Genomic DNA, 15,016 nt, shown 5'->3' with positions numbered 1-15,016 from the left:
ATTCCTTGGGTCGCCATCGAATCTACCGGCGCACCACGAACGACCCGCCCGTGTTCGCCCTGGGCAGATCAGCCGCCGTCGCCCGTCAGCTCCACGGCGTACCAGTCCACGGCGCGCCGGTAGCGACGCAGGTGCGGGGCGAGGGTGCGCAGGGCGATGGATGCCGCCTCCGCAGCTTCGCCGGCGGACACCAGTGCCAGCGCGAGGAACGCCGACGCCTCGTCGCGAAGCGGCGACGCGGGCTCGCGCTCCACCTCTGAGCGCAGCATCGCCACGGCCTCGTCCGGACGCCCCAGGTTCCGCAGCGTGCTGGCGAGCTGGATCACGGCCTGCGGCCGGTGCTCGTCATCCAGGCCCGCTTCGAGGGCCGCGCGGTACAGCGGCTCGGCCTCGGCTTCGAGCCCGGCGGCGTCGCGGGCACCGGCTTGCTCGAACAGCGCCCGGGCATCGTTCGAAGGGCGCTCCGCTGCGAGGGCGTCGATGAGGGTCATCCGCTCGTCGTCGTCGAGGATGTCGTCCTCCCACACCGCGTCGACGCGCGCGTTCCAGGAGTCGGTCATGCGTCCACCTTTCATGACGGAGGGGACGGATGCCGCGGCATCCGTCCCCTCGAGTCTGTCGCTCTCGCCTAGCGGGCGATCACTCCGCGTCGGCAGCGGCCTTCTTGGCCGGAGCCTTCTTGGCCGGAGCCTTCTTCGCGGGAGCCTTCTCCGCAGGAGCGGCCTCGGCCTCGTCGGCAGCGGCGGCCTTCTTGGCGGCGGGCTTGCGGGCGGGCGCCTTCTTGGCGGGCTTCTCGGCCTCCTCGGCCTCGATCACGGCCTCGGCGTCGGCCGCGGCATCCGCGATCTCCTCCGCCTCCTCGACGACCTCTTCCTCGTCCTCGACGGCGACGAAGCCGCTGAGGTCGACGGGGTTGCCGTTGGTGTCGACGACGGTGACCTTGCCGAGCGCGACCGCGAGGGCCTTGTTGCGGGCGACCTCGCCGATGATGGCGGGGAGCTGGTTGCCCTCCTGCAGCGCGTTCACGAAGTCCTGCGGGGCCATGCCGTACTGCGCGGCCGACTGCACGAGGTACTGGGTGAGCTCGTCCTGCGAGACCTGCACGTCGACCGACTCGGCGATCTTGTCGAGCAGCATCTGCGTCTTGAACTGCTTCTCGCTGGCCTCGGCGACCTCGGCGCGGTGCACGTCGTCCTCGAGACGGCCTTCGCCCTCGAGGTGGTTGTGCACCTCGTCCTCGATGAGCTGCGGCGGAACCGGGATCTCGACCTTCTCGAGGAGGACCTCGATCAGCTTGTCGCGCGCGGCCGAGCCCTGCGTGAACGCACCCTGCTGAGCGACGCGCTCCTTGAGGCTGTCGCGCAGCTCGCCGATGGTGTCGAACTCGCTCGCGATCTGGGCGAAGTCGTCGTCGGCCTCGGGCAGCTCGCGCTCCTTGACGGCCTTGACCGACACCGAGACCTCGGCCTCGTCGCCGGCGTGGTCGCCGCCGACGAGCTTCGAGCGGAACGTGGTGTCCTCACCGGCGGTGAGCGAGTCGATGGCCTCGTCGATGCCCTCGAGAAGCTCGCCCGAGCCGACCTCGTACGAGACGCCCTCGGCGCGGTCGATCTCGGCGCCGTCGATCGTGGCGACGAGGTCGAGCTCGACGAAGTCACCCGTCGATGCCGGGCGGTCGACGGTCACGAGCGTGCCGAAGCGGCCGCGCAGGCGGTCCAGCTCCTCGTCGATCGCGGCCTCGTCGACCTCGATGGCCTCGACCTCGACGGTCGTGCCCTCGAAGGCGGGCAGGTCGAACTCGGGACGCACGTCCACCTCGACCTCGACCTCGAGGTCGCCCGAGAAGTCCTTCTCGTTCGGCCACTCGGTGACCTCGGCCGACGGGCGGCCGAGAACGCGCAGCTCGTGGGCCGAGACGGCCTCGCGGTAGAAGTTGTCGAGACCCTCGCTGACCGCGTGCTCGAGGACGGCGACGCGACCGATGCGCTGGTCGATGATCGGCGCGGGCACCTTGCCCTTGCGGAAGCCGGGGATCTGCACGTCCTGCGCGATGTGCTCGTACGCGTGCTTGATCGACGGCTTCAGCTCGTCGGGGCTGACCGTGATGTGCAGCTTCACCCGGGTCGGGCTGAGCTTCTCGACGGTGCTGTTCACCATGCCTGTTACTTCTCCTCTATCGGACCGCGCGAGGACGCGGCAGTTGAAGGTCTGGGTTTCGGAATTCTTCAGGGCCGTGATGTCGGGGCGACAGGATTTGAACCTGCGGCCTCCCGCTCCCAAAGCGGGCGCTCTACCAAGCTGAGCTACGCCCCGGGCGGGTTCGCACGCGTACGTGCGCCTTTCGGCCCCGAGAAGTCTAGCCGACCGGCCAGGAACGTTCCTGCGCGCGGCTCACATCCGCTCCACCCACTCCGCGCGCCAGTCCGGCGCGGGGAACGGCTTGGTCCAGTACGCGGTCTCCTTCGCGATGAGCCCGTCGCGCAGTTCGAACACGAAGACCGTCTGATACGGATCGCCGTCACCGTAGTCCAGGTCGGCTTCGAGCACCCACAGGTCGCCCTCGCCGGTGAGCCGGCGCGGCGAGATCGCCGGAAGCTGCGGGAAGGCACCGTAGATCGCACGCCGGTTGCCGGCGCCGACGATGCGTTCGCCCGACTGCGGCCACTCGATCACCGCGTCGTCGTGGAACACGTCGTCCATGCCGCCGACGTCGCCCGCGTTGAGGGTGGCCACGAGGGCCTCGACCACCTGGCCGCCCGTGCGTTCCATCGCCGGCTCCTCCGCTCGGCCGCGCGTCCGGAACGGGACGGTCGCCACCATGTACTACGATCGGTAGGTGCCCGGCAGCGGGCGCACGGGGATGTAGCTCAATGGTAGAGCCTCAGTCTTCCAAACTGATGGTGCGGGTTCGATTCCCGTCATCCCCTCCAAAGGCCCAGCGTGCCGACGAAGTCGAGGCGATGGGCCTTTCGCATGGATGCCGTCGGAACCGATCCGCTTCGGATTGGCCGAGCTCCGCCTTCCGCTCCGATGACCGGATGAGCCGGCCGAAGGTCGTGCTCCCGGGCGTTCTTCGTCTGCCGGTCGCGCGCGCCTATTCCTCGCGCGCGAACGGCACGGCAGACTGGCTGCGCACGGATCGACGCTGTCCAGGAGCCGCGATGAGCACACCGATGACACCCGACGGGGCCGACAAGCCCCGCAAGCTGCCGCGCCACCCGGCGTCTACCCTCGCTGAGAAGTGGACGCGCATCGACGGTGTGGACGTCTTCTACCGCGAATCCCCGCTGGTGCCTCAGGATGCGCGCGTCATGATGCATGTGCACGGGTTCGGGCTCTCCGGCCGCTACCTGCTGCCGACCGCCGAGCGTCTCGCCGACGAGTTCCACACGTATGTGCCCGACCTCCCCGGCTTCGGCCGCAGCGGCAGCCGGAAGGACATGCTCGACATCCCCGACCTTGCGCGTGCCGCCCGGGACTTCCTCGACGATCGCGATGTCGAGAAGGCGACGCTGGTCGGCAACTCGATGGGATGCCCCGTCATCATCGAGTTCGCGCACCGCTACTCGGAGCGCATCGATCGCGCGGTGCTCGTCTCCCCCGCCGGCGGGCTCTTCAACCAGCCGCTGCGCCGGGCCATCAAGCAGCTCTCGGTGGACGCCCCGCGCGAGCCGATCAGGATGGCCCGGGTCGCGGTCCCCGATTACGTGCGGTTCGGGGTGCCGAGCACGATGCGCATGTTCCGCTCGCTCACGCAGTATCCGTCGCTGCAGCGCCTGCTGGAGATGCGCATCCCGACGCTGGTCGTGCTGGGCCAGCGCGACCCGCTGCTGCCCCACGCGCATCGTGTCGACGAGATCGCCAGTCAGACCGACAGCCACGTGCTGGTGGTGCTGCTGGAGGGTGCCGCGCACGCCATCAACTTCAGCCACCCGGGGCAACTGGCCCACATCGTCCGGCACTTCATGGACGATCTGCCCATCGAGAACGACCCGTCGTGGCCGGGCCACGTGCGCCTCTACGAGGTGCATCGCGGAAAGCACCATCCCCCGACGCGGGAATGACGCGCTGCGCTCACGCGACCGAGGTGGCTCCCCGATGCTCCTGCACGTGGGCGAGGTAGTGCTCGGCGTTGCGCAGCAGGCCGGCGCGCTCCTCCTCGGTGAGCTCCCGGCGCACCTTCGCCGGCACGCCTGCGACGAGTGAGCTGTCCGGGATCTCGGACCCCTCGAGCACCACCGCGCCGCCGGCGATGAGGCATCCGGACCCGATCCTGGCGCCGTTGAGGACGACCGCCCCCATGCCGATGAGCGATCCGTCGCCGATCGTGCAGCCATGGACGACGGCGTTGTGGCCGACCGAGACGTTCTCTCCGATCACGACGGGCCTGCCCGCATCGACGTGCACCGACACGTTGTCCTGCAGGTTCGAGTTGGCGCCGACCGTGATGGTGTCGCCGTCGGCGCGCAGCACCGCGTTGTACCAGACGCTGGCGCCGGGGCCGAGGGTCACTCCCCCGACGACGCGTGCGCCCGCGGCGACGAACGCGGTGGGATCCAGCGCGGGGGTCCGTCCTGCGGCGGAGAGGACCGATGCTCCCGGTGCGATCATCATGGCTCGACTCTACTGGCGAGGGCCTTGTCGATGGCCTCGGTGTACCAGGGGGCGAGGGTGTCGACGAAGGTCACCGTGAGGTGGTCCTGGTCGCGGTAGATGTTCGCCCCGCCGACGACCGGCGCGCACGTGTCGGCGCCGCAGAACACGTCGGTGAAGTCGAGGAGCGTCACGGCGTCGAGACCGGATGCCGCATCCCGCAGCGGGTCGTCGGCGACGAGCACGTCCGACCGGGCCCCGTCGCACTCCGACACATCACGCGTGCGCAGGCACTTGTTGGGGTCGGTCTCCCACACCGGGTTGTCCACGACGGTGATCACCGGGATCCCGCGGTCGGTGACCGTGCTCCACGCGTCCCGGTAGCCGGCGACGGCGGCGTCGTGCACGGAATCGTACCCGGCCGACGAGTACGGCGTGGTCGCGATCGCAGCGGTGAACACGGCGTCCAGATCGGTGTCGTCGATCGCCTGCTGCACCTGGTCGCGCCACTGCGAGCACGCCTCACCGAACGCGCCGGGCGTCGACAGCGGCGTCGAGTTCCAGGGGCACGCCCCCTTGAACCACGTGACGAGCTGCCAGCCGTTCGCCTCCGCCATCCGCTGGAAGGTCGGCAGGAGCTGGTACGCGTGGCTGTCGCCGATCAGCGCGACACGCGGCGCGTCGGGGTCGTCCGACCCGAAAGTGCACGACACCGGGCGGGAGTCGGTCAGCTGCACGAAGCACTCCGGGTTCTCCGGCCGGTCGATGCCTGCGAAACCGGGGGCCGGGAGGATCTTGCCGCCGAAGTCGGCGTCGGCGCACGACGGGTCGAGCACGGATGCGGCACCGAAGCACTCGGGCGGGTTCTCCTGCAGTTCGGCGATCTCGCGCGTGCCCTGGTTGTAGAGCGGGGCGTTGACGAACCACGCCGCGCCCGCCACCAGCGCGACGACGATCATCGCGGCGAGCGAGGACCACAGCGTGACCCGGGCCCGGCGGGTGGTGAGCACCTTCCAGCCGCGCACGGGATCCTCGACGAACCGCTTCGTCAGCCAGGCGAGCACGAAGCAGAGCACGAGCAAGGCGACGCGGTGGTAGATCGTGAGACCCCAGAACGGCACCGAGGGCGCGATGATGATGAGCGGCCAGTGCCACAGATAGAGCGAGTACGAGATGTCTCCGACGAACTGCGCCGGCCGGATCGCGAGGATTCGCGTCGGATACCACCAGCGGTCGGTGTTCGACGCGGCGATGACCGCCGCGGCACCCAGCGTCGGCAGCGCCGCCATGTACCCGGGGAACGGCGTCTGGCCGTCGAACGTGAAGGTGACGTAGACCAGCAGCAGGATGCCGCCCCACCCGAGGACGAAGCTGCCGATCGCATTGCGCACGCGCAGCATCGGCACGAGGGCGATCATGGCGCCCACGCCGAACTGCCACATGCGCCCGAACGTGACGAAGTACGCCGGCGCGGGGTTCGTGATCGTGAAGACGACGCAGAACGCGAACGAGACGACGGTCACGATGCCCAGCGCCACGATGATGGCGCGACGGCGTGCGCCGCGGAACCACTTCACCGCGACCCATGCCGCCAGCAGCATGATGAGCGGCCACATCACGTAGAACTGCTCTTCCAGCGACAGCGACCAGTAGTGCTGGACGGTCGTCGGCGAGCCGGAGTGGTTGAGGTAGTCGGCCGAGTTCAGCGCCAGGTACCAGTTCTCGACGTAGAACGTCGACGCGAGGATCTCGCGCACCTCGTTGGGCAGCGCCGATGTCGGCATGAGGTACGGCGACATCACGACGACCGCGCAGAACAGCAGCACGAGGAGGGATGCCGGCAGCAGGCGCCGCGCACGGCGTGCCCAGAACTGACCGAGCCTCACGGTGCCGGTCGCCGTGAGCTCGCGCATCAGGTGCGACGTGATGAGGAAGCCCGAGATGACGAAGAAGATGTCGACGCCGATGTACCCGCCGGTGATCCGGCCAGGCCAGAAGTGGTAGAGCACCACGCACAGGACCGCGATCGCGCGGAGCCCCTGCACATGCGGGAGGAACCGCGAGGGCTCGGCGTGTTCTGGCGAGCGGTCGCGGGGCTCACGGGTCACGGTCTTGGCGGGAACGCCCAGATGCTGCGGTCCGAGGTCGTGATCGGCGGAAGGCACGAATCGACGTTAGCCGCTGCGGCCCGCCATGCCCGCATCGACGGCGCGGAACCGCCCGTTTAGCCCAGCCTTGTCTTGCTTGCGGAATGCCTCCCGCTGAGTAGCGTTGCTGTCAACGGAGGCCGATCGCCGAGACGAGCGACGCTCCGCACGATGGAGGCGAGACATGACGAACACCCAGACCACCCCCGCAACCGCAGCCAACCCCGACGTCGCTGCCGCGACGGCGCAGTTCCTCACCCCTGTGGTCCTGGGCCTTCAGGCCCTGGCCGTCAACGGCAAGCAGGCGCACTGGAACGTGCGCGGCGCGAACTTCATCGCGATCCACGAGCTTCTGGACACCGTGGTGGCCAACGCGCAGGCCGGCGCCGACCAGGCCGCCGAGCGCATCGTCGCCCTGGGTCTGCCGATCGACGCCCGCGTCGGCACTGTCGCGCAGAAGACGTCGACGGCCGTTCCCGCCGGCTTCACCCAGTGGGACGCCCTGATCCGCAACGTGATCACCGACATGGATGCCGTCATCGCGGACGTCCAGGCGGCCATCGACGGGCTCGACGAGTTCGACCTGACCAGCCAGGACATCGCCATCGGCATCAAGGAGTCGATCGAGAAGGACCGCTGGTTCCTCTTCGCGCACCTCGCCGAGTGAGAGCTTCTCCGTGACGAAGGCCCCCGGGATTCCCGGGGGTCTTCGTCGTGTCAGGGATGCTGCAGGAACGCGAGCACGGCCAGCACTCGGCGATGCTCGGTGCCCGACTCCTCGAGCCCGAGCTTGGCGAAGATCGCGCTGATGTTCTTCTCCACGGCGCCCACGCCGATGAACAGGCGCTGCGCGATGCTGGCGTTGCTGCGGCCCTCCGCCATGAGGGTGAGGACGTCGCGCTCGCGCGGGGTCAGCGTCGACAGCGGGTCGGGCCGGGCCGACAGCAGCCCCTGCACGACGAGCGGGTCGAGCACGGTGCCTCGCTCGCGGACGCGATGCACGGCATCCGTGAACTCGTCGAGCGACGTGACCCGATCCTTCAGGAGGTAGCCGACGCCCCCCTCACCGCCCGCGAGCAGCTCGCGGGCGTAGACACCCTCGACGTACTGGCTGAGCACGAGGATGCCGACCTCCGGCAGCGCCGCCCGCACCGCCAGGGCGGCGCGGATGCCCTCGTCGCGGAACCCCGGGGGCAGCCGCACGTCGAGGATCGCGACATCCGCCCGTGCGTCACGGACGCGGGCGACGACGTCGTCCGCGTCGCCCCAGGCGCCTGCGGTGGTGTATCCGGCTTCGTCGAACAGCCGCACCAGCCCTTCGCGCAGCAGGACGGAGTCCTCGAAGAGCACGACGCGGAGCGGGAGCGAATCGGCGGAGACGGCCATCTCCTCAGGATAGGCACCCGTCACGGCAGGACCGTGAGCGGGATGTGGGCCCCCACCGCGGTCGGTCCGCCGACGGGGCTGTCGATCACGAGGACGCCGCGCAGGCCGGCGATGCGCCCCTGCAGCCCTTCGAGGCCGTGCCCGGTGCTGACGACCGCCCCGCCGCGTCCGTTGTCGACCACCCACACGTCGAGGTGGGTGGGCGCACCGGTCGCGGTGCGGCGCAGCGACGCGCGCAGCGTCACCGCCGTGGCGCCGGAGTGCTTGACGGCGTTCGTCAGCAGCTCGGCGACGACGAAGTAGACGGTGCGCGCGACCTCCTGACTCACCGCGCGGTCGATCGCTGGGGCGACCTCGACCTGCACCCACAGCGGCGAGCTGGTGGCGACGGCGGCGAGCGCCGCGGCGAGACCGCGGTCCTGCAGGAGCGGCGGGGCCACTCCGCTGGACAGCGCACGCAGCTCGTCCAGCGCCGCCTTCGCGTGACCTCGGGCCTCGCGGGCGAGCTCGGCCGCGGCATCCGCGTCGCCCGACTCGGCACGCCGTTCGAGCGCCGCCAGGTCCATCTGCAGGCGGACCAGCCGCTGCTGGGGGCCGTCGTGGATGTCGCGCTCGAGGCGGCGCAGCGCGACGTCCTCGGCGTGCACGGCGGCACCGCGCGCGGTCGCCTCGGCCTGCACCTCTGCGGCGAGCTCGTCGGAGCGCCAGCGGCCGAGCATGCCCTGCGCGACCGCGTGATGGCCGCGCGCGAGCCCGCCGAGCACCCACGGCATGGTCACCGTGAACAGGATGCCGGCGATCAGGTACAGCGTGACCTCGACGGCCCAGCTCGACCACCCGCCGAACAGCCGCGGGAGGTAGTCGGCGACGTAGTGTCCCCACTCTCCCCCGGAGCCGTCGTCGTTCCAGCTCCGCGGCAGGAACAGGCCCCAGAACCAGTACGTCAGTCCGCCGAGTCCGACGCTCAGCCACACCGTGGTGAGCACGAACGAGATCGTGCTGATGATCGGGCTCACGATCATGCCGTGCACCAGGTACATCCAGTAATGCGCGTTGCGTGCGGGGCGTGTGAGCGTCATCCAGAATCCGGTCGCGTCGGGCTTGTCGCGGTTCCATTGCGGCTCGGCGATGGGCGGAAGCCCGGTGAGCTGGAGCATGAAGCGGTCCGCGACGCCGAAGCCGCGCGCGATGAGCAGCGTCAGCACTGCCAGCGGCAGGCCGATCACGAGGATCAGCAGGCCGACGCTCGTCCAGAACAGCGACGCCAGCACGCTGATCGAGATCATCGCCAGCACGAAGACGGCCAGGAGATACAGCGCGCTGCCGGGGGTGCGCACCCATGCGCGACCGTAGGACGCCCAGAACCCGGCGCCGGCGGGTGTGGGGTCTGCCGTCGGCTGCGCCGCGGGGTCAGTGGTCATGCTGGTCATCGGTGTCTCCCTCGGGACGCTTCAGTTCGGGCTGCTGGCCCGGTTCGACGACCAGGAACTGTCCCATCATGCCCTGGTCTTCGTGCCACAGCAGGTGGCAGTGGTACATGTACGGCGTGGTCGGATCGGCGTAGTCCGCGAACCGCACCAGCAGCCGGTACTCCCGGTCTCCTTCGAGCGCGATCGTGTCCTTGTAGCCGGCCAGACCCGCCGGCGGCGGCGCACCGTCGATGCTGAGGATCCGGAACTGCGTGTCGTGCACGTGGAACGAGTGCGGCAGCGGATTGTCGTTGCGGACGGTCCACACTTCGTCGGTGTCGACGGTGGCGACGACGTCGGCGCGGCCGAGGTCCATCTGCTTGTCGTTGATGTTGTGCCCTGACATCACGAACGTGCGCTCGGCGGCGGCATCCGTCGCCCCCGCCTCGAGCTGCGCGCTGTCCGGCAGCGACGCGAGGTGAGCGGGGACCCGGGGTGAGGGGGCGAGGGATGCCGCAGCTCGCAGCTCCAGCACGTCGAACGCCGCGGACCCTGCGTGCAACGCGGGGTCGGGCGCGTTGGAGCGGAGGGCGATGCGCTCGCCGGGGGTGAGCGTCACCACGATCTCGGCGCGCTCGCCGGGCGACAGCGGGATGTCGGTCGCGTCGACGGGGGCATCGAGCAGCCCGCCGTCGGTGGCGATGAGATCGAAGGACCGGCCGTCGGCGAACGCGAAGTCGTACATGCGCGCACTCGAGCCGTTGAGCAGGCGCAGCCGCACCCGCTCGGTGCGGACGTCGAGGTAGGGGGCGACGGTCCCGTTCACGAGGATCGTGTCGCCGAGCACACCGTCGAACTGCATGCCCAGCCCACCGCCGAACGAGCCGTCGGCATTGAACGAGCGGTCCTGCACGATGAGGGGGATGTCGTCGACGCCGTACTCCCGCGGCAGCGCGAGCGCGGCCTCCTGCTCGTCGCGGAGCAGGAACATCCCCGCCAGGCCCGCGTCCACCTGCTCCCGCGTGCGGCCGTGAAGGTGCGGGTGGTACCACAGCGTTGCGGCGGGCTGGTCCACGAGCCATTCGGGATGCCACGAGGCACCCGCGGCGATCGGCGTGTGCGGACCGCCGTCCATCGCGGCGGGCAGATGCATGCCGTGCCAGTGCACGGTCGTCGAGTCGGGGAGCGTGTTGGTGACGTCGACGCGCACGCGCTCGCCGCGGTCGGCCACGAGCGTCGGACCGAGGTACGAGCCGTTGTAACCGAGCGTCGGCGTCGCGGACCCCGCGACCAGGGACGACTCCCCCTCCTGCGCGGTCAGGTCGAAGATGCGCACGCCGTTCTCGACGCGCGACGGCGCCAGCGGCGGCACGGCGAGCGGGTGCGTGAAGTCGACCGTGCCCGCCGCCGGGGGCGTCGCCCGGACGGCGTTGGCCGCGAACCACACCGCCGCCGCGCCGACCAGCAGCACGACCGCCGAGAGCGGCACGACGATCAGTGTGATCAGGAGACCCCGGCGACGCCGCTTGCGCCGCGGCGCGGTCGGCGTCGCCGCCGACCCCGGGAACGGGGGTGCGGGAGGAGCGGACGGTGGGGTGGTCATGCCATCCAGCCTCGCGGCGGCGCCGGCGGGACGGCATCCGACCCCCTCCCCAACCGATACGGGGGAAAGCCCCCGCATCGCAGGACGGGTCAGGCGATGTGCGTGAGGCGCCCGCCGAGGAGGGTGGCGGCGACGCGCATCGCGCGCAGCTGCGTCTCGTCGGCGCTCAGCGGGTCGTGCTCGCAGACGACGAGGTCGGCGGGATCGCCCGGCTCAACGCGCGCGGGCACGGCCGAGCCGCCGCGGGTGGACGCTGCCAGCGCGGTCGCCGGGTCCAGCCGCTGCTGTGGCTGCCAAGGCTCGCGGCCGCCGCGCGTGCGGAACACCGCGGACGCCATCGCCGCCCACGGGTCCAGCGGCGAGACCGGCGCGTCCGAGCCGAAGAGCAGGTTCGCACCGGTGTCGGCGAGCGAGCGCAGCGGGTACGGCTGGGCGGTCTGCCCCGCCCACACGGTGTCGGTGAGGTCACGGTCGTCGAGGGCGTGCTCGGGCTGCACGCTCGCACCGACGCCGAGCCGGGCGAAGCGCGGGACATCGGCATGCGCGACCAGCTGCGCGTGCTCGACGGTGCCCCACGCGCCGGTCACCGCGAACGCCTCGAGCGCATGGGAGTTCGCGACATCGCCGATCGCGTGGATCGCCGAGGAGATGCCCGACGCCGTCGCCCGCGTCATGAGGTCGACGAGCGTGGGCAGATCGACGGTGAGCAGCCCGTGGTTGTGCGGGTCGCCCGGATACGCGTGCGAGCACGCCGCGGTCCGCGTTCCCAGCGAGCCGTCGGTGATCACCTTGAGCGAACCGACACGCGCCAGATCGGATGCCGCTCCCCGCGCGACGTCGCCGGTCTGCAGGCCCTCGGCGATCGCGCGGTCCAGGTGCTCCGGGTAGATCCCGAACGAGACCCGCAGCGCGTCGAACCCCTGCGCGAGGCGGCGCACCCACGCGTCCTCGTTCCAGGCCATGTCGAGGTCCACGATCCCCACGACGCCGCGGGAGGCGGCATCCTGCGCCATCCGCGCCACGAGCGGATCCGACACCGAGGTGTCGACGGCGTTGAGGCGCCGCGAGATCTCGAACGCCGGCTCTTCGCGGAGGATGCCGCTGCCGTCGGGGACGAAGCCCTCGCGCCGCAGCGCGGCGGAGTTGAGCCACACGCTGTGCACGTCCGCGTTGATGAGGTACGTCGGCGTCTCGCCGGTCGCCGCGTCGAGCGCGGCGAGGTCGGGGACGTCGGACCAGAACGCGTCGCGGAAGCCGCTGCCCACGCGACGACCGTCCGGAAGCGCGATCGCGTCCGCCATGAGGGAGGCCGCATGCGCCGCGGAGGTCGCATCGCCCAGCGGCACGCGCTGCGCCGACAGCGCCCACTGCACGGTGTGCACGTGGTGGTCCCAGAGTCCCGGAACCACCCGACCGCCGCCGGCGTCGACCACGACCCCGCGCCGCGGCAGCGCACCGGCGGGTGCGATGTCGACGACGAGGCCTTCGGCGAGATGCACGTCGACGAGGTCGGAGCCGAACGGATCGCTGCGGTCGACGCCGGTCAGGCGCGCGTCGGCGATGACGTCGACGGCATCCCCCTGCGCCGCGGTCACCGAGCGGCCTTCCGCGTCGCGAGGTCGCGACGCATCTCGGCGGGAAGCCGCGGATCCGCGTACGGGCTGCCGCCGGCTTCGAGCTCGACGATCACCGTCTCGACGACCTCGTCGGGCTTGTTCTGGCTGAGCTTGCGCTTCCCCACGACCTTCGTCGGCGTGAGGCGGAATCCGGTCGTGCCCTTCTCGAGGCGACGCACGTACTCCGGATCGTTGGGCGGCTCCCACATCAGGCGCGGCTGCGGCATCCCGCTCTCGAACCGCGAGACGAGCCGCTCCAGCACCTCGAGGTTCTCTTCGGGCGTCAGCAGCTCGGGGATGCCGCTCAGATGCGCCGAGACGAAGTTCCAGGTGGGCACGCTCGCGACGCCGCCGTACCACCCGGGCGAGACGTACCCGTGCGGGCCCTGCACGACCACGAGCAGCTCGCGCTCGCCGAGGCCGTGGATGAGGTCGTCGGGCTTGCCGACGTGGCCGACGATGGTGAGATCGTCGCGGTCGGCATCCAGCAGCACGGCGTAGTGCGACGCGACGAGCCCGTCGTCGGTGGAGCTCACGAGCGTCACCCACGGGTTCTGCTCGATCAGGCGGCGGATCTCGCCGACATCCGTCATGGCGAAGCTCGGGTTCTGACGCATGGCCCCAGCCTAGGGGCGCCGCCCAGGGGTCAGGCCTGGCAGCGGGGGCACCAGTAGAGCTTGCGTCCCGCGGCCTCTTCGACCACGATCGCCGTGCCGCACACGCGGCACGGCAGCCCCGCGCGGTGGTAGACCCAGTGGCGGTCGTCGCGGCTGGCCATCGCTGCACGGTACGCCTCGGGGTCGAGGTCGTCCATCGTCATCATCTGGCCCGTCTCGACGCCGATCGCGAGCAGCCGGACCCAGTCGCGCCAGATGTCGCGCACGACCTCCTCTGGCACGTCGCGACCCGGGGTGTGCGGGTTCTGGCGGGCCCGGAACAGCAGCTCCGCCCGGTACACGTTGCCGATGCCGCTGACCACGTTCTGATCCATGAGCAGCAGTCCGATGGCGGTGGGCTTGCGCCGCACGACGGCGGTGAACCGCTCCTCGCCCTCGGCGACGTCGTCGACGAGGGGGTCGGGGCCGAGCTTCGCGATGGTCGCCGCCACCTCGTCGGGCGTCTGCAGCTCGCACGCCGTCGGACCGCGCAGGTCTGCGCAGGTCAGTGGGCCCACGCGCCCCGAGGCTCCGCTCGACGCGCCGGCGGCGAGTGGAGAGGGCGTGGGGACGGTGAGCAGGCGCAGGCGCACCTGCCCGACGACAGGCGGCGGCCACTCGTCGCCCTCGTCCGCGAGGCCCGTCGTCTGCTCCGACATGCGCACGTGCACGCGCGTGCGCCGGGGCGCGCCGATGGAGGTCAGCGAGTTCTCGCCGGCGGCATCCAGGATCGGGGTGTCGAGGTCGGTGCCGCGCTGGTTGGTCTGCCCCATGCGGCCGTTGGCCGAGGCGATCGTCGGGTCGACGAGGATCTCGCCCGCGAAGTCCCACGCCCCGTACATGCCCAGGTGAACCCGCAGCCACAGGTCGTCGTCGAACTCGAGGAACATCTGCTTGCCGACCGCGCGCACCGCCGTCGCGGTGCGCCCGTCGATGACGCCGGCGCCCTCTACGAATCTGCCCTGCGGGCTGGAGGCCGCCAGGACGCGACCGACGAAGTTGCGGTCGAACTGGCGGGCGATGCGGTGGACGGAATGGCCCTCGGGCACGCGTCAGCCCGCTTCGGGGTCGAACGAGCTGTCGTCGGCGGCGAGGACGTCGGGCTGTCCGGCGGTCGCGCGCGGGTCGGGCTCGAGGCTGCCATCCTGCTCGTAGGCGGCCAGCTGCGCGATCCGGCGCGCGTGGCGCTCCTCGCCGGTGAACGGCGTCGCGATGAAGCGGTCGATGAACGAGGCGGCCTCGTCGAACGTGTGCTGGCGCGCTCCGATCGCGATCACATTGGCGTCGTTGTGCTCGCGGGCGAGTTCGGCCGTCGCGATGCTCCACACCAGCGCCGCACGGATGCCGACGACCTTGTTCGCCGCGATCTGCTCGCCGTTGCCCGATCCGCCGAAGACGACGCCGAGCGTCTCGATGCCGTCGGTCTGGTCCCGCACGACCGCCTGCGCCGCGCGGATGCAGAAGGCCGGGTAGTCGTCCAGCGGGTCGTACTCGAGCGGGCCGTGGTCGACGACCTCGTGTCCCGCGGCGGCGAGGTGGTGCTGCAGCTGCGTCGAGAACTCGAGGCCGGCGTGATCGGTCGCGATGTGGATGCGCATGGGCTCAA

14 protein-coding genes and 2 tRNA genes are annotated in these 15,016 nt (G+C 70.8%); 3 read left to right on the top strand and 13 right to left on the bottom strand.

What is annotated here, in order from left to right; translation table 11 throughout:
- Positions 1–68: 68 nt before the first annotated feature.
- The 4 genes from AC1DDU_RS15855 to AC1DDU_RS15840 form a co-directional block, all read right to left on the bottom strand.
- Entirely contained in the window at positions 69–560 is a 492-nt protein-coding gene (locus tag AC1DDU_RS15855; RefSeq protein WP_477435742.1) for a tetratricopeptide repeat protein, read from the bottom strand.
- 79 nt (positions 561–639) lie between these two features.
- Entirely contained in the window at positions 640–2,157 is a 1,518-nt protein-coding gene (gene tig, locus AC1DDU_RS15850; RefSeq protein WP_477435740.1) for a trigger factor, read from the bottom strand.
- A gap of 82 nt (positions 2,158–2,239) precedes the next feature.
- Positions 2,240–2,313: transfer RNA gene (locus AC1DDU_RS15845), tRNA-Pro, on the bottom strand.
- Between the two features lie 78 nt (positions 2,314–2,391).
- Positions 2,392–2,769, bottom strand: a complete 378-nt coding sequence (locus AC1DDU_RS15840; RefSeq protein ID WP_477435738.1) for a nuclear transport factor 2 family protein — start codon at positions 2,767–2,769, stop codon at positions 2,392–2,394.
- A gap of 87 nt (positions 2,770–2,856) precedes the next feature.
- Here AC1DDU_RS15840 and AC1DDU_RS15835 point away from each other — a divergent pair.
- Both AC1DDU_RS15835 and AC1DDU_RS15830 read left to right on the top strand, forming a co-directional pair.
- Positions 2,857–2,930: transfer RNA gene (locus AC1DDU_RS15835), tRNA-Gly, on the top strand.
- A 231-nt stretch (positions 2,931–3,161) separates the two neighbouring features.
- Positions 3,162–4,064 carry an alpha/beta fold hydrolase gene (locus tag AC1DDU_RS15830; protein WP_477435737.1) on the top strand — a complete coding sequence of 301 codons (903 nt, stop codon included), beginning with the start codon at positions 3,162–3,164 and terminating at the stop codon, positions 4,062–4,064.
- A gap of 10 nt (positions 4,065–4,074) precedes the next feature.
- Here the strand turns inward: AC1DDU_RS15830 and AC1DDU_RS15825 are convergent, their stop codons facing one another.
- Positions 4,075–4,614, bottom strand: coding sequence for a gamma carbonic anhydrase family protein (locus AC1DDU_RS15825; protein ID WP_477435735.1), 540 nt, complete (start codon positions 4,612–4,614; stop codon positions 4,075–4,077).
- The gene (locus AC1DDU_RS15820) at positions 4,611–6,758 is read right to left on the bottom strand and encodes an acyltransferase family protein (RefSeq protein WP_477435733.1); all 2,148 of its coding nucleotides are present in this window, start codon (positions 6,756–6,758) and stop codon (positions 4,611–4,613) included. The genes AC1DDU_RS15825 and AC1DDU_RS15820 overlap by 4 nt, the downstream gene beginning before the upstream one ends.
- A gap of 166 nt (positions 6,759–6,924) precedes the next feature.
- Here AC1DDU_RS15820 and AC1DDU_RS15815 point away from each other — a divergent pair, with 166 nt between their 5' ends.
- The gene (locus tag AC1DDU_RS15815; protein ID WP_477435732.1) at positions 6,925–7,407 is read left to right on the top strand and encodes a Dps family protein; all 483 of its coding nucleotides are present in this window, start codon (positions 6,925–6,927) and stop codon (positions 7,405–7,407) included.
- Positions 7,408–7,457: 50 nt separating this feature from the next.
- On the opposite strand, the gene AC1DDU_RS15810 is transcribed toward AC1DDU_RS15815, so the two are convergent.
- The 7 genes from AC1DDU_RS15810 to AC1DDU_RS15780 form a co-directional block, all read right to left on the bottom strand.
- Complete coding sequence (locus AC1DDU_RS15810) at positions 7,458–8,126, bottom strand: response regulator transcription factor (protein WP_477435730.1); 669 nt, start codon at positions 8,124–8,126, stop codon at positions 7,458–7,460.
- 20 nt (positions 8,127–8,146) lie between these two features.
- Positions 8,147–9,547, bottom strand: a complete 1,401-nt coding sequence (locus tag AC1DDU_RS15805) for a sensor histidine kinase (RefSeq protein WP_477435728.1) — start codon at positions 9,545–9,547, stop codon at positions 8,147–8,149.
- Complete coding sequence (locus tag AC1DDU_RS15800; protein WP_477435726.1) at positions 9,537–11,138, bottom strand: multicopper oxidase family protein; 1,602 nt, start codon at positions 11,136–11,138, stop codon at positions 9,537–9,539. Before AC1DDU_RS15800 ends, AC1DDU_RS15805 begins: the two co-directional genes overlap by 11 nt.
- An 89-nt stretch (positions 11,139–11,227) precedes the next feature.
- Positions 11,228–12,733, bottom strand: a complete 1,506-nt coding sequence (locus AC1DDU_RS15795) for an amidohydrolase (RefSeq protein ID WP_477435724.1) — start codon at positions 12,731–12,733, stop codon at positions 11,228–11,230.
- Positions 12,730–13,371 (bottom strand): FMN-binding negative transcriptional regulator, encoded by a 642-nt coding sequence (locus AC1DDU_RS15790; protein ID WP_477435723.1) that lies wholly within the window; start codon positions 13,369–13,371, stop codon positions 12,730–12,732. The genes AC1DDU_RS15795 and AC1DDU_RS15790 overlap by 4 nt, the downstream gene beginning before the upstream one ends.
- A 29-nt stretch (positions 13,372–13,400) precedes the next feature.
- The gene (locus AC1DDU_RS15785; RefSeq protein ID WP_477435721.1) at positions 13,401–14,459 is read right to left on the bottom strand and encodes an Fpg/Nei family DNA glycosylase; all 1,059 of its coding nucleotides are present in this window, start codon (positions 14,457–14,459) and stop codon (positions 13,401–13,403) included.
- Between the two features lie 3 nt (positions 14,460–14,462).
- Entirely contained in the window at positions 14,463–15,008 is a 546-nt protein-coding gene (locus AC1DDU_RS15780; RefSeq protein ID WP_477435719.1) for a ribose-5-phosphate isomerase, read from the bottom strand.
- Between the last annotated feature and the right edge of the window lie 8 nt (positions 15,009–15,016).

The organism is Microbacterium sp. 05T445 (genome assembly GCF_056395865.1).
Note: the sequence above shows the minus strand (reverse complement) of the source record. Positions and strands in the feature narration are given on the sequence as shown.

Coding starts and splice junctions, on each gene's coding strand:
- AC1DDU_RS15810 (WP_477435730.1), bottom strand. CDS start 8,126: ATGGCCGTCTCCGCCGATTCGCTCCCGCTCCGCGTCGTGCTCTTCGAG.
- tig (WP_477435740.1), bottom strand. CDS start 2,157: ATGGTGAACAGCACCGTCGAGAAGCTCAGCCCGACCCGGGTGAAGCTG.
- AC1DDU_RS15805 (WP_477435728.1), bottom strand. CDS start 9,547: ATGACCACTGACCCCGCGGCGCAGCCGACGGCAGACCCCACACCCGCC.
- AC1DDU_RS15815 (WP_477435732.1), top strand. CDS start 6,925: ATGACGAACACCCAGACCACCCCCGCAACCGCAGCCAACCCCGACGTC.
- AC1DDU_RS15825 (WP_477435735.1), bottom strand. CDS start 4,614: ATGATGATCGCACCGGGAGCATCGGTCCTCTCCGCCGCAGGACGGACC.
- AC1DDU_RS15830 (WP_477435737.1), top strand. CDS start 3,162: ATGAGCACACCGATGACACCCGACGGGGCCGACAAGCCCCGCAAGCTG.
- AC1DDU_RS15840 (WP_477435738.1), bottom strand. CDS start 2,769: ATGGAACGCACGGGCGGCCAGGTGGTCGAGGCCCTCGTGGCCACCCTC.
- AC1DDU_RS15790 (WP_477435723.1), bottom strand. CDS start 13,371: ATGCGTCAGAACCCGAGCTTCGCCATGACGGATGTCGGCGAGATCCGC.
- AC1DDU_RS15855 (WP_477435742.1), bottom strand. CDS start 560: ATGACCGACTCCTGGAACGCGCGCGTCGACGCGGTGTGGGAGGACGAC.
- AC1DDU_RS15800 (WP_477435726.1), bottom strand. CDS start 11,138: ATGACCACCCCACCGTCCGCTCCTCCCGCACCCCCGTTCCCGGGGTCG.
- AC1DDU_RS15780 (WP_477435719.1), bottom strand. CDS start 15,008: ATGCGCATCCACATCGCGACCGATCACGCCGGCCTCGAGTTCTCGACG.